At 68.1% G+C, this 13,318-nt stretch carries 9 protein-coding genes and 2 pseudogenes; 2 read left to right on the forward strand and 9 right to left on the reverse strand.

What is annotated here, in order from left to right; all coding sequences use genetic code 11:
• Positions 1 to 190 precede the first annotated feature (190 nt).
• Positions 191 to 1,414: an IS110 family transposase gene (locus AD017_RS28800; protein WP_060572134.1), complete on the forward strand. Its 1,224-nt coding sequence runs from the start codon at positions 191 to 193 to the stop codon at positions 1,412 to 1,414.
• A gap of 253 nt (positions 1,415 to 1,667) precedes the next feature.
• Here AD017_RS28800 and AD017_RS37105 read toward each other — a convergent pair whose 3' ends face one another.
• The 3 genes and pseudogenes from AD017_RS37105 to AD017_RS28810 all read right to left on the reverse strand — a co-directional run bounded on the left by AD017_RS37105 (position 1,668) and on the right by AD017_RS28810 (position 4,766).
• On the reverse strand, positions 1,668 to 2,213 hold the full coding sequence (locus tag AD017_RS37105; protein WP_060576768.1) for a hypothetical protein: 546 nt from the start codon (positions 2,211 to 2,213) through the stop codon (positions 1,668 to 1,670).
• A 70-nt stretch (positions 2,214 to 2,283) separates the two neighbouring features.
• Positions 2,284 to 2,880 (reverse strand): annotated as a pseudogene (locus AD017_RS37565) (TRAP transporter substrate-binding protein); the annotation flags it as partial.
• The gene (locus tag AD017_RS28810) at positions 2,877 to 4,766 is read right to left on the reverse strand and encodes a propionyl-CoA synthetase (protein WP_145986096.1); all 1,890 of its coding nucleotides are present in this window, start codon (positions 4,764 to 4,766) and stop codon (positions 2,877 to 2,879) included. The pseudogene AD017_RS37565 and the gene AD017_RS28810, both read right to left, overlap by 4 nt.
• A gap of 136 nt (positions 4,767 to 4,902) precedes the next feature.
• On the opposite strand from AD017_RS28810, the pseudogene AD017_RS28815 reads away from it, so the two are divergent.
• A pseudogene (locus AD017_RS28815) lies at positions 4,903 to 5,670 on the forward strand (SDR family NAD(P)-dependent oxidoreductase).
• A 217-nt stretch (positions 5,671 to 5,887) separates the two neighbouring features.
• On the opposite strand, the gene AD017_RS28820 reads toward AD017_RS28815, so the two are convergent.
• The 6 genes from AD017_RS28820 to AD017_RS28845 form a co-directional block, all read right to left on the reverse strand.
• The gene (locus AD017_RS28820) at positions 5,888 to 6,628 is read right to left on the reverse strand and encodes an SDR family oxidoreductase (protein WP_060576770.1); all 741 of its coding nucleotides are present in this window, start codon (positions 6,626 to 6,628) and stop codon (positions 5,888 to 5,890) included.
• A 308-nt stretch (positions 6,629 to 6,936) separates the two neighbouring features.
• A complete protein-coding gene (locus AD017_RS28825; RefSeq protein ID WP_227012909.1) occupies positions 6,937 to 9,252 on the reverse strand; it encodes a CoA transferase in 2,316 nt (771 codons plus the stop codon).
• 8 nt (positions 9,253 to 9,260) lie between these two features.
• A complete protein-coding gene (locus AD017_RS28830) occupies positions 9,261 to 10,442 on the reverse strand; it encodes an acyl-CoA dehydrogenase family protein (protein WP_060576772.1) in 1,182 nt (393 codons plus the stop codon).
• Positions 10,443 to 10,470: 28 nt separating this feature from the next.
• A complete protein-coding gene (locus AD017_RS28835; protein ID WP_145984127.1) occupies positions 10,471 to 11,274 on the reverse strand; it encodes an enoyl-CoA hydratase-related protein in 804 nt (267 codons plus the stop codon).
• Complete coding sequence (locus AD017_RS28840) at positions 11,271 to 12,434, reverse strand: LLM class flavin-dependent oxidoreductase (RefSeq protein ID WP_060576773.1); 1,164 nt, start codon at positions 12,432 to 12,434, stop codon at positions 11,271 to 11,273. The genes AD017_RS28835 and AD017_RS28840 overlap by 4 nt, the downstream gene beginning before the upstream one ends.
• A 173-nt stretch (positions 12,435 to 12,607) precedes the next feature.
• A complete protein-coding gene (locus tag AD017_RS28845; RefSeq protein ID WP_060576774.1) occupies positions 12,608 to 13,267 on the reverse strand; it encodes a GntR family transcriptional regulator in 660 nt (219 codons plus the stop codon).
• Positions 13,268 to 13,318 lie beyond the last annotated feature (51 nt).

The raw sequence follows: 13,318 nt of genomic DNA on the forward strand, positions 1-13,318 counted from the left end.
GTGCCCCGGATGCCCGGGACGACGGGGTGTGGCTGATGAGGTGTTGTCGCTTCGGTGGCTCGGAAGGAATGGCCGCCCCGTCGTGCTGGACAGGCCTGGCCACTGATTCGGATCTGTGCGGACCGTCGCTGATTAGGGACCTGATGGCGGGTTGTCCACGGGCGTGACCTGCAACGACAGGAGCCTGCGCGTGGCGCAACGGCCAGTGATCTGGATCGGGATCGACGTCGGGAAGAGGACGCACCATGCGTGCGCGATCGATACCGACGGCAAGGTGGTGTTCTCCCGCAAGGTCAGCAACGACCAGGCCGCGATCGAGGCGTTGCTGGCCCGCGCTGCGGAAGCGGCCCAGGACGTGCGGTGGGCCATCGACCTGACCTGCAGCTATGCGGCGCTGCTGCAGGTGGTCCTCACCGCGGCCGACCAGCAGGTGGTCTATGTCCCCGGTCGGGTCGTCGACCGGATGAGCGGCGTGTTCCGGGGCGAGGCCAAGACCGACGCCCGTGACGCGAAGGTCATCGCCGAGACCGCCCGCATGCGCGGCGCCGACCTCACCACGGTCACCGCCACTGATGAGACCACTGCCGAACTGGCCCGGCTCGTGGCCCATCGCGAGGACCTGATGGCCGACTGGGTGCGCGGGGTCAACCGGCTGCGTGACCTGCTCGGGTCGATCTTTCCCGGTCTCGAGGCGGCATTCGACTATTCCACCCGCAGCGCTCTGGTGCTGGTCACCGGGTTCCAGACACCCCAGGCCCTCCGGGACGCCGGCGAGGCAGGGGTGATCGAGTACCTGCGTGCCCATCGGGCGTGGGCACCGGGTATTGCTGCGATGGCCGCCACCGCGGTCGAGGTCGCCCACGCCCAGACCGTGGCACTGCCCAGCGAGACGCGGACCGCGATCCTTGTTGCCGGCCTGGCCCGACGACTGCTGGAACTCGACCGGGAGATCAAGGACACCGACAAGCTGATCACCACCGTGTTCCGCTCCCACCCGGACGCGGCGATCATCGAGTCGCTGCCCGGTCTCGGACCCATCCTGGGCGCGGAGTTCCTCACCGCCACCCACGGCGGTGTCGGCCCTGAACTGGGCGGATTCACCTCTCCAGGGCGGCTGGCCTCCTACGCCGGACTCGTCCCGGTGCCCCAGGACTCCGGCCGGATCAGCGGGAACCTGCGTCGCCCACGACGCTACAACCGCCGCCTGCGGCGAGTGTTCTACATGGCCGCACTGTCCAGCCTCAAGGTCAATGGCCCGTCCCGGGCCTTCTACCAGCGCAAACGCAGCGAAAGAATGCTTCATACCCAGGCTCTGCTCGCCTTGGCCAGACGCCTGGTCGACGTCCTGTGGGCCCTGCTGCGTGACCGGAGGATGTTCACCATCACCGCACCACAACCCGCTATCGCGGCTTGACACGGTCATTCGGATTCCACCCTCGTGGACCACCTCTCCCAGACCGGCCTCAGCCACGAGCGCGACGAGTTGCTCGCCGGAGACCTCCGACGACACCACGGCATGGAACGCCCTCACATTCTCAGGCTCCAGAAGATCGACCCCGTCGGCGGAGATTCGCAGGTACATGGGTTCCTCCTCGTACTCTGGTCAGGTGTGGATCACCCGACCACGGTCTCGCCTTCAGCGCAGCCGTCGAGTGCCTGCACCGAACTCACAGCGGCGCGCAGGCCTCGGTCACTCCACTGACCTGATCCGGTGCGAACTCGGCTACTAGGTCGAGGTAGCGCTGGGCGAACGCTCGAGGCTCGTCTACCAGTCCAACGACGGAACGCTCCCACTGAGTTCGCTGCAGTTCCGTACCCCGCCTGGCCCAGTCCTGCCCGATCTCGTCCCGCCCGATCGGCACGACCTCGATCCCGGCGTCCTGCAGGATCGAGCAGCTCTCGCGGATAGCCCGATCCTGGTGCGCGGTCATGCCGCCGGAGACCGCCTCGGCGCTGGCCGTCTCCATCGCTGCCCGGGTCGGGGCATCCAAGCTCTGCCAGACGTCTGCGTTGACGCCGTAGCTGACGGTGGCATAGACACCCATATCGCTGATGTCGAAGACCTGACCGGCGACCTCGTGGAGGCGGGCGTCGGTCAACGAGTCCACGCTGTACCCGATACCGGAGACGACACCGCGCTCGATGGCCTCGTATGTCTGCGCGGGCTCCACCGCCGCCGGCTGCATACCCAGCAGGCCCAGGCCGGACGCCATCCCCCCCGGTGGCCCGAACCGACACACCGCGGAGGTCCTGAAGGGACTCGACTGACACGGACCGGTTCAGGGCCAGAACCGGTGGTGTGCCACCGCCCAGAAACAGGACGTGCTGGTTCCGGCTGCGATACTCCTCGCCGAGATGGGGAAACTCGGCCAGCATCACGTTCATCGCCCGCGTCACGGCGTCGAAGTCGGGGGTCTGGAACGCGATCGACCCCAGGTTGGCCACAGCCAGGACCGGAGTGAACGCGGGCGAGTCGAAGGCGAGATCGACCCGACCGTCCTCGACACAGCTCAGGGTCTCCTCGGCCGAGCACAGCGAACCGTCGTAAAAGGCCTCGAACCGGACCGCCCCACTCGTCCGGGCCGTGACCGCCTCCATCCAGTCCTGGAACGCGCGGGAATTCGGGTGATCACGCGAGTGATAGGTGCTAAACGTCAGAACGCGGGGCGGGTCCGCGGTGTGGCCTGCGGGCCTCGCGCACGCTGAGACGAACATCAGCAGTACACCGAACAGCAGCACGAGGATGCGCATCGGGATCCGCTCGACAGCGGACGATGAGCGGGCGGGACCGGACATGGGTGCTGCTCCACTCCTGATCTGATCGGGACCTGCCGAGATCGGTACGGGTTCTCGCGCCACGGTGTCGGCCTCGGTGGTCATTCCGTGCGGAGCACCGGGCGGAGGGTGTCGAGGACCGACGCGTCGTCGATGGTGGAGGGCACCGGCTCGTCGGCGCCGTCGGCGATCCCGCGCATGGTCTTGCGCAGGATCTTCCCGGAGCGGGTCTTGGGCAGGGCCGGGACGACGGCGACGTCCTTGAGCGAGGCGACCGCCCCGATCTGGTCGCGCACCATCTGGACGAGCTCGGCGCGCAGCTTCTCGTCGTAGCCCTCGGCGGTGCTGTCGACGCCGGACTTGAGCACCACGAACCCGCGCGGGATCTGGCCCTTCATCGTGTCGGCGACGCCGATCACCGCGCACTCGGCGACGTCGGGGTGCGAGGCGAGGACCTCCTCCATCCCGCCGGTGGACAGGCGGTGCCCGGCGACGTTGATGACGTCGTCGGTGCGGCCCATGACGAACACGTAGCCGTCGGAGTCGAGGTGGCCGCCGTCGCCGGTGAGGTAGTAGCCCTCGAACGCGGCCATGTAGGAGTTCACGTAGCGCTCGTCGTCGTTCCACAGGGTCGGGAACGCGCCCGGCGGCAGGGGCAGCTTCGCGACGATCGCGCCGTCGACACCGGGCTCGGCCGGCTTCCCGGTCTCGTCGAGGACCTGCACGTCCCAGCCCGGCATCGGGCGGGTCGGGGAGCCGGGCTTGATGTCGAGCAGCTCGATCCCGGCCGGGTTCGCCGCGATCGGCCAGCCCGTCTCGGTCTGCCACCAGTGGTCGATCACCGGGATGCCGAGCAGGTCGGCGGCCCACCGGTAGGTCTCCGGGTCGAGGCGCTCGCCGGCCAGGAACAGGTACTGCAGCGACGAGACGTCGTACTGCGCCACGAAGGCGCCCTCCGGGTCCTCCTTCTTGATCGCCCGGAACGCGGTCGGCGCGGTGAACACCGACTTCACCTTGTTCTCCTGCACGACCCGCCAGAACTGCCCGGCGTCGGGGGTACCGACCGGCTTGCCCTCGTAGAGCACGGTCGTGGCCCCGGCCAGCAGCGGCGCGTAGACGATGTAGGAGTGGCCGACGACCCAGCCCACGTCGGACGCGGTGAAGATCGTCTCGCCGGCGCCGACGTCGTAGATGTTGGGCATCGACCAGGCCAGGGCCGTCGCGTAGCCGCCGGAGTCGCGCACCACGCCCTTCGGCTTGCCGGTGGTGCCGGAGGTGTAGAGCACGTAGAGCGGGTCGGTGCTGCGCACCGGCACCGGATCCGCCGGGGTGGCCGTCGCCGCGGCCGCGGCCCAGTCGACGTCGATCGGGCCCATCGCCGCCACGGCCTGCTCGCGCTGCAGGATCACCGTCGCGTCGGGCTTGCGCTCGGCGAGCTCGATGGCCTTGTCGAGCAGCGGCTTGTACTCGATGACACGGCTGCCCTCGATGCCGCAGGACGCCGAGACGACGACCTTCGGCCCGGCGTCGTCGATCCGGACCGCGAGCTCCTTCGCGGCGAACCCGCCGAAGACGACCGAGTGGATCGCACCGAGCCGCGCGCAGGCCAGCATCGCGACCGCGGCCTCGGGCACCATCGGCATGTAGATCACGACCCGGTCGCCGCGCCCGACGCCCTGGTCGCGCAGCACACCGGCGAACGTGGCGACCTCGTCGCGCAGGTCGGAGTAGGTGTAGGACCGCTTCGTGCCGGTGACCGGCGAGTCGTGGACCAGCGCGGTCCGGTCGCCGTTGCCGGCCTCGACATGCCGGTCCAGGGCGTTGTGACAGACGTTGAGCTCCCCGTCGGGGAACCAGCGGTAGAACGGCGGGTCCGACTCGTCGAGCGCGGTCGTGGGGGCCACGTCCCAGTCGAGCACCGACGCCGCGCGGAGCCAGAAGCCCTCACGGTCCTCGACGCTGGATCGGAAGATCTCCTCGTAACCGGCCACTGCACTCCATCCCGGGCCCCAGGGGACTCCGCCACACTTCATCAATTTTGGCTCCAATTATTGATACAACATCTCCTGAAGTGGTGTACGGCGTCAAGGCCCGCCCAACCACCACCCCCGATGACGCAAGGAGAAGATCGTGGACGTCCTACAGCAGTTCCGCCTCGACGGGCGCGTGGCGGTGGCGACCGGCGCGAGCTCAGGACTCGGCGCCCGCTTCGCCACAGTGCTTGCCGCCGCAGGCGCCAATCTCGTACTGGCGGCACGCCGGACCGACCGCCTGGACGAGACCGCAGCCCACATCGAACGGCTCGGACGGCGGGTGTTCACCGTCACCGCAGACGTATCGAACCCACAGGACTGCGAGACGGTCGCCCGAACAGCACGGGAGCAACTCGGCCGACTCGACGTTCTGATCAACAACGCCGGGATCGGCTCCGCACGGCCTGCACTGCGCGAGTCACCGGAGCAATTCCGCGCGGTTCTCGACGTCAACCTCGAGGGGGCGTACTGGATGGCCCAGGAGTCCGCGCGCCGGATGGAAAGCGGTTCCAGCATCGTCAACATCGCGAGCACACTGGGCTTCATCGCCTCCTACGCCCCGCAAGCCGCCTACGCTGCATCGAAAGCAGGCCTCATCGGGTTGACCCGCGATCTTTCGCAACAGTAGGCAGGACGGCGAGGCATCCGCGTCAATGCGGTCGCACCCGGCTACTTCCGCACCGAGATGACCGAGGTCGTCCCGGCCGAGGACCTGAACCAGTTCGTCACCAGCCGTAGTCCGCTAGGGCGCCTGGGTGAACACCACGAGCTGGACGGAGCCGTGCTCTTCCTGGCTTCGAACGCCTCGACCTATGTCACCGGCAGCACGCTGTCCGTCGACGGGGGAATGGCCGGACATTGATCGGGCCGCCGCATCCTCCCCACCCGCCGTTCCTCCAGCCGCACGGCCCACCCGACGGCACATTCCCGTGACGGGCACCGCCGAGCCGATACGAGGTCGTCCTGCGCGGCCCTCCCGGAATCGTGCGGGATCCGCACCACGGCACGCCTGGGAACGCCGGCGAGCTCGTGACCGATGCGCGCCCCCGACAGCACGGTCGCTGCCCACAACAACAGCATCAGTCGGTACCGCTGTAGAGCCCTCCGTCGACGAAGAACTCCCGCCCCGTGACCATCTCGAGGTCGGAAGCCGAGAGATGGTGCACCATCGCCCCGACGTCTTCCGGCTCGATGTTGCGTCCGCTGGGATTCTTCGCCGCCATGCGCACGAAACGCTCCTCGGCGTCCGGACGGACCCGGCGGACCGCATCGGTGAGAACACCGCTGCACGACACGGTGTTCACCCGGATACCGTCCGGCGCCAGGGCCACGGCGAGATACCGCACAAGCGATTCGGCCAGAGCCTTCGGTGCGCCGATCGCGACATAGTTCGGCACGGCCAGCTTCGAGCCGCGGCTGGAGACGTGAAACACCGCCGATCCTCGCGTCAGCAGGGGCCGAAGCTCCTGGACCAACGCGAGCAGGGACGACCCGTTGAGCCACAGAGCCTTGTCGAAGTCGGCGACCGAGACCTCCATCGTCGCGACCGCGTGGGGCCACACCGCTCCGTGAACGACCTGGTCCAGACCATCGGTCTGCTCCCTCACCAGCCGTCCCAACTGCGCGATCCCGTCCACGGTTGCGAGATCGCACCGGAGCAGGGTGGCGCGACCCCCCTTGGCCTCGACCGCCGTCGCAGTCTCCAGTGCCGCGGCCTCGTCACTCACGTAGTTGACCAGGACATGGGCGCCGTCCGCACCGAACCGCTCGGCGATTCCCCGGCCGATGCCCTTCGAACCACCGGTGATCAGGATTGTCATGGTTTCCCCTCCTGCTGGCTCAGATACCGAGCCGGCACCGCGAGTCCCTCGCGATGCCAGCAGAAAACGCCGAACGGTCCGTCGCCGCCTCGACTTCGTCTACGTAGCGCTAGTCGTCGGACTACCAGACGATCTCTTTCGCCGAAGACCTTTAGGACAGCCGGCCCGGCGCGATCGTTGCGCACTAGCCGCGCGGGCCCGAGTCCCGACACCGGCGCCGAGCCGACGTCACAACCACCTGGTGGCCGCCGCCCGGTCCACTAACCGAACACCCTGGAGAGGGCGCACCGTCTCCCAGCCCTCGGTGCCTATGCCCCGTCGTGACCCAACTCGATCACCTTCCGGTCGCGCAGACCAGCGATCGTGTCCGGAGCAAGCCCCAGAAGCTCGTCCAGGACCGCCCCGGTGTCAGCACCGAGCAACGGCGCAGGTCCGGCCGCCGGGAAGCTCGAGCCGTCGAGCTTCCAGGGAACGGTGACGATCGACTGCTCCCCCAAGTACGGATGGGACACGACGTTGCCCACCCCGCGGGCGAACGCACGCTTGCCACCGATCGCGGCCTCGAATCCCGCGACCTCCGAGGCCGGCACGCCCACCGCACGCAACACCTCAGCGGTGTCTCCGGCATTACGCGTGGCGATCCACGCCGACAACGTCTCAACGTGGTCGTGGCCGTTGCCGCCACCCGTCAGCGACTCGAGCGTGGCGCGTTCCCGAGGTGTGCGCGCTGCGACAGCGACCCAGGTGTCGGACTCCTTGCCAGCGAAGATGCCGTGCGGTGACCAACGCGGATGTTCGTTGGCCGGCACCGGGACCGCTCCACGGTCCTGCTGCAGAAGAACCGGGACCCGCAGGATGCTGAGCAATGCTTCGACCTGCGCGAGATCGACGTGGCAGCCATACCCTGTGCGACGGCGACCGACGAGGCCGGCGAGAAGCGCCACGAGCGCGTGTCCGGCACCGTTGGGGTCACCCAGCGCCGGGTTGAAAGTCCCGATGAGAGTGTCGGTGTCGTATCCCACCAGCGAGTCGAGTCCTGCCAGACCCGACATGACGGGCGCATAGCCACGGATCCCGCTCAACGGACCCGACTGCCCCAACATCGACATCGACACCATCACGAGCCCAGGGTTGTCGATCGACAGATCGGCATATCCCAGTCCGCGGCGGGCGAGTGCGCCCGGTCGCATGTTCTCGACCACCACGTCCGATTCCGCCGCGAGCCGGCGGATCAGCTCCACGCCCTCCTCGGTACCCATATCGATCGCCACACTGCGCTTCGCGTGGTTCATCTGATTGAAGTAGGGCGTGACCTCCAGCTCAGGACCATCGACCGGCAGTCCACCTCGGACGGCACGGCCACGGAGCCTGGCCGGGTCTGCCCGCCCACGGTGCTCAACCTTGATGACCTCGGCGCCGAGATCTCGCAGTGCCGCGGTCACCATAGGCCCGGACCAGACCCACGACAGGTCCAGAACCCGCAGACCCGCCAGAGTCGCCGAACTGTCGATCTCGGCCGCCGGCCAGGCGGACCGGCGAGCGGAGACCGTAGCTGAGCGGGTCAGGTGGTAGGGGCTGCCGGGGATCGTGCGACCTGCCTCATCGGTCACGAAGAATCCGCGGTGGGCGAACTGCTCCTGAGCCATCGCCTCGGCGACCGTCGATACCGGAGCGACCGGGAATCCGTGTTTCTGACCGGCGGCGAAGACCTCGTCGCGGGATCGGACACTGGTCCAGCCGATCAAGTACGGATCCACCTCGTCGGCGTGCAGACGCGCGACCACTCGCGGATCGTCGAAACCGGGGCGTGTACTCCACTCCGGCTCGCCCATCGCCGCGACCAGACCCTGGTACTCACGGGGGGTACGGCACATGATCGAGATCCAGCCGTCCCTGCACGGGAACATCGCAGCCGGGTAGGAACCTCCCGACATCGTCGCGCGTGGTCCGTCACGCCGCCATGGACGCTCGTAGGGCAGGAAGTTCGCACCGATCTGACCGACGTAGTAGGACAGCACGTCCGTGGTCGTCACATCCCAGCGCCGACCGCAGAATCCCGCGGTCGCTAAGAGCACTGCGAGCGCGCCCGCCGCGGCTGCCTCGGTGCCCGCGAGATACTCGGGGACGTCGAACGGAAGAGTCAACGGCTCACGTTCGGGCAGGCCCAGACACCACGCCATTCCCGACGCGGCGGCCGCCGTCAATCCGGTCGCCGGGACCCGCGGGCCGCCCACCACGAGCGCGTCACGATGATCAGCAATGTCGACCACTGACACCTCGGGGCCCGCGACACCGAGCCATCGCTCGGTCATCGCGCTGATCTCACCGTCCGAGGCGTCGTCGTCCCGCGAGTCGACGATCAGCAACGCCGCTCGACCGACGGCCTCGGTGACGGCACGCTCGTCCCGCGGGTCGACTGAGACCTTGCCGTCGTGCAGAGAACTCTCGTACGCCGCAGTGAGCTCCACAGGACAGTCGACCGACGGCGGCAGGGCGATCCTGGTGACCGATGCCCCCAGGACTGCGAGCAGTCTCCCGCAGTAGCCACCTGCGGGTCGCGTGGCGATCTCCACCACCACCGTTCCGGCGAGCATGGCCGGCCCCGACGAAGAAGGCGACGTCATGACCATCCCTAGTAGCTACGCGGCAGCCCGAGGCTCCGCTCCGCGATGAAGTTGAGGATCATCTGGTTGTTCACCGGCGCGATCCGCTGGAGGCGAGACTCGATCCAGTACCGCCCGATGTGGTATTCGCGGGCGTAGGCGTACCCGCCGAAGACCTGCATGGCATTGTCGGCTGCGGAGAAGGCCGCCTCGCTCGACAGATACTTGGCCGCGTTGGCCAGCGTCCCGACCGCGGCGCCGCCCTTCTCCTCGTACTCCTGGACTGCCCGGTAAACAACCTCGCCCGCAGCGAGCAACGCGAGGTAGCTCGCCGCGAGTGGGTGCTGAACCCCCTGGTTCATACCGATCTGCCGGTCGAACACAACCCTTTCGTTCGCATACCGGGCCCCCGCCTCGACCGCCCAACGCCCGAGACCGAGAGCCTCCGCCGAGATCAGCAGCCGCTCCCCGTTCAAACTGTGAAGCAGGTGGTAGAAGCCCTTGCCGACGTCACCCACCACGTCGGCGGTGGACACCGGATGATCGCGGAAGAAGACCTCGGTGGAGGACACGGCATTGCGGCCGATCTTGGGGATCGCCCGGATGTCGACGGTGTCGGCCTGCAGGTCCGCGAGGAACAGCGTAAGACCATGACCGCGCTTGTCCCCCGGTCCCGGGTCTGACGTCCGCGCGAGTAGAAGGATCTTGTCGCCGCGCTGGGCCCCGGAGTTCCAGACCTTGGCGCCGTTGACGACCCATCCGTCATCGGTCGGGGTGGCCCGCGTGGTGATGCGGGTGGTGTCTGTTCCCGCGTCGGGTTCGGTCACACCGAATGTCACGAAGAGCTCGCCGGAGGCGACACGTGGCAGGATGGCTCGTCGCTGCTTCTCGGTTCCGAACGCGAGCACCGTGGGGACGCAGAGCATCGGGATGTGTACCGAGCTGCAGGCGTTGATCGCGCCGCCACCGGCCGCCAGCTCCTCCATGACGGCCACCTGATCAGACATCGTGCCGCCCCCGCCGCCGTACTCCTCCGGGATCAGGATCCCCAGGAACCCTGCCGCGGCGAAATCCGAGAAGAACTCCTCCGGGTAGCGGTGTTCGCGGTCGGCGAGCTCCCAGTACTCCTCGTCGTACTTCGCGCAGAGTGCACGTACTGCCGCGCGCAGATCCTTGTTCGTCTCTTGATGCGGAAACGGGACGACGCTCATGGTCACTCCTGGGTTGACGTCCGCGGTGTCAGCGTCCGGTCCAGACCGGATCCCGCTTCTCGGCGAAGGCGCGGGGCCCCTCGAGGGCGTCATCGCTGGTGTACACACGCTCGTAGAGCCAGTCCGCCGAGCGGACCGCCTGGGAACGGCCGATCTCGGTGCTGAGCTCGACGGTCTGCTTCGCCGCACGCACGCTCAGCGGTGCGTTCGCGGCGATCGTCTCGGCCATGCGGATCGCGGTGTCGACCAGTTCGTCCTGCGGCACGACCGCATTGATCAAACCGACCTCGTAGGCGCGGCCTGCCGTGATCGGCTCACCGCTCAACAACAGCTCTGCCATGACCCGCTTGGGCACCATCGAGATGAGCGGCGCCGCCCACGGCGCGCCGCGACCGCGCTTGACCTCGGTGATGCCGAAGACCGCAGTATCGGCCGCGACACACAGGTCGCAATCCTGGGCCAAGCGGAAACCGCCGGCCAGCGCGAATCCGTTCACCGCTGCGATGACGGGCTTGTCGACCGCGCCGCGGCTGCCGAGCAACAGGCCCCACTCCTCGGCCGGCAGCTGCAGGGCGGCGGCCGCCATCTCCTTGAGATCACCACCGGCGCAGAACGCCGGGCCGTTCCCGGTCAGTACCGCGCACCGCAGTTCCGGGTCGGTCTCGAACGCGTCGAACGCGTCCCGCAGCGCCTGCCGCAGCGCGAAATCGAGGGCGTTGCGCTGGCGGGGCCGGTTCAGGGTGACCACGAGTACCCCTCCTCGTCGCTCCGTCAGCAGGACCGGCTCGACCGCCTCCTGTCCGGCCGGTGGAGCACTCGTCGTTCCCGTCACGCGTGCTTCTCCCGCCCGGCCTCGTAGCGGGCCGTGGCCTCGGCCTGAGAGCGCGCGGTCGTGTCGGCACCGAGCGTGCCGGTGGCCAGAACCCGATCGACGCTGCGCTTCACGGGCTCGAGCTGCCCGTTCATCCTCGGCACGACCTCCTCTGCGAACAGCTGGTAGCTGCGCAGCATGTTGGGCCAGCGGGCATAGTCCGAGCCCTGGAACAGATACGTCCCGAATCCGCCCGACTTCTCCTGCAGGCGGGTGAGCTGCTCGACGGCCATGTCCGGGGTACCCACCACGCCGCGGCCCGAGGCGTTGAGGGCGTCACACAGCTCGTCGACGGTGTCGAAGCTACCCAGCGCGGTCGGGGTGATGTGCGCCAGATAGTCCAGCAGCCAGGGCATCCCGTACGCGACGTCCTTCTTCGCCTGCTCCACGGTCTCCGCGATGTACATGGGTCCGAGCAGTCGCCAGTCGGACCGGTCCGGGGTGTGTCCGTGCTGGGCCGACTCGTGCTCGACGATGTCCCAGTGTCCGGCCAGTCGCTCGATCCCGGTCGGATCGGTGGCTGCGAGCGACAGCAGGCTGGCGCCGTATCGGCCGGCCAACGCCGGTCCGGACGACGAGACCGAGCCGGTGACCGCGACCTCGAAGTCGGAGTAGCGCGCCAGTTGCAGCACCGCGTCCTGCAGCGTGAACCACTCGGTCTTGGCGGTGACGGTTTCACCGTCGAACAGTCGCAGCATCACCTCCAGCGCCTCTTCCATGCGTGCGCGCTGGGTGGAGGGCTCGATCCCGATCATGGTCGCGTCCTCGAGCAGCTGCCCGGGCCCGGCACCGAACATCATGCGTCCCCGGGTCAGGTGATCCAGCTGCAGGACACGGTCAGCGAGGATGAACGGCTGGTGATAGGGCAGCGACAGGACGCCGGTTCCCAACTTGATGTGGGTCGTGTGCTGGGCGGCGGCCGCGATCATGACCTCGGGAGACGCGATGGTCTCAACACCGCCGGAGTGGTGCTCACCGAACCAGATCTCGTCGAACCCGAGAGCGTCGAGATGCGCCGCGAGCTCGATGTCGCGTCGCATGGCGAGGTTCGGGTTGATCCCGTAACGGTGATACGGCCCGAGAAACACTCCGAAGCGCATCGTGCGGGGCTCGGCGGCCATTGCTGTGTCCTCCTGAGATGAGACGAGCGGTCGGCGTCCGGTACAGCGCCCGCGTATCGGACGACCGTCCCGACCTTCTCAGTGGAACATTTGGCTCCAATATTGTCAATCAGATCGGCGCCAATACTCACGCAGTCGTCCCGGCACCTCCGAGCCTGCGGACCGCGCCCGGGTCAGCGCAAGATCGGGAGTAGTCGGTTGAGGGAGACCTGGCGATGCGATCGCCACAGATCGGCCAGCGTCGCGCCATCGCCGTCGCGCAGCGCCTCGAGCATGCCGTCATGCTCCTCCGCGACCACCGCCGAGTCGTTGAGAACGCTGACCGAGAGGGCGCGGTAGGCGACCGACATCCGCCACACCCTGTCGATCTCGGCGACGAGCAGCCGCTGCGGGGACAGGTCCAGGATGCGTGCGTGGAACAGGTCGTTGCCGCGCATCATCTGATCGAAATCCGGTCCCGCCGCCCTGATCTCCTCGTTAATGGCGACAAGAGCCGCCAGCTCCTCCTCGCCGGGCCGCCCCAACTCGGTCAGAACAGCGGTCTCGAGCAGGTCTCGCGCAAGATAGAGCTGGCGCATCTCGTCCGCGCTGAACTGCGTCACGAAGTAACCGCGGTTCCGCTCGTAGGCGACGACCCCGTCTGCCTGCAGGATCTGGAGCGCCTCCCGGATCGGGCCTCGGCTGATGCCGATCTGATGCGACAGATCCTCCTGGCGGACCTGCTGCCCGGGAAGCAGCCGACGCTGCATGACGAGCTCGCGGATCGACGCGGCCGCGCGCTGGACCGCACCCGCCCCCTCATCGACCCCGATAGGACTCCCGATGGCGCTCATGGACGCAATCGTATCGCCGAAGTGGCTACGATTCCGGAGCCACCTGCCCCC

The organism is Pseudonocardia sp. EC080619-01, assembly GCF_001420995.1.
In the GTDB taxonomy this organism is placed as follows: Bacteria; Actinomycetota; Actinomycetes; order Mycobacteriales; family Pseudonocardiaceae; genus Pseudonocardia.

Coding starts and splice junctions, on each gene's coding strand:
- AD017_RS37105 (WP_060576768.1), bottom strand. CDS start 2,213: ATGGCGTCCGGCCTGGGCCTGCTGGGTATGCAGCCGGCGGCGGTGGAG.
- AD017_RS28820 (WP_060576770.1), bottom strand. CDS start 6,628: ATGACAATCCTGATCACCGGTGGTTCGAAGGGCATCGGCCGGGGAATC.
- AD017_RS28825 (WP_227012909.1), bottom strand. CDS start 9,252: ATGACGTCGCCTTCTTCGTCGGGGCCGGCCATGCTCGCCGGAACGGTG.
- AD017_RS28830 (WP_060576772.1), bottom strand. CDS start 10,442: ATGAGCGTCGTCCCGTTTCCGCATCAAGAGACGAACAAGGATCTGCGC.
- AD017_RS28840 (WP_060576773.1), bottom strand. CDS start 12,434: ATGGCCGCCGAGCCCCGCACGATGCGCTTCGGAGTGTTTCTCGGGCCG.
- AD017_RS28845 (WP_060576774.1), bottom strand. CDS start 13,267: ATGAGCGCCATCGGGAGTCCTATCGGGGTCGATGAGGGGGCGGGTGCG.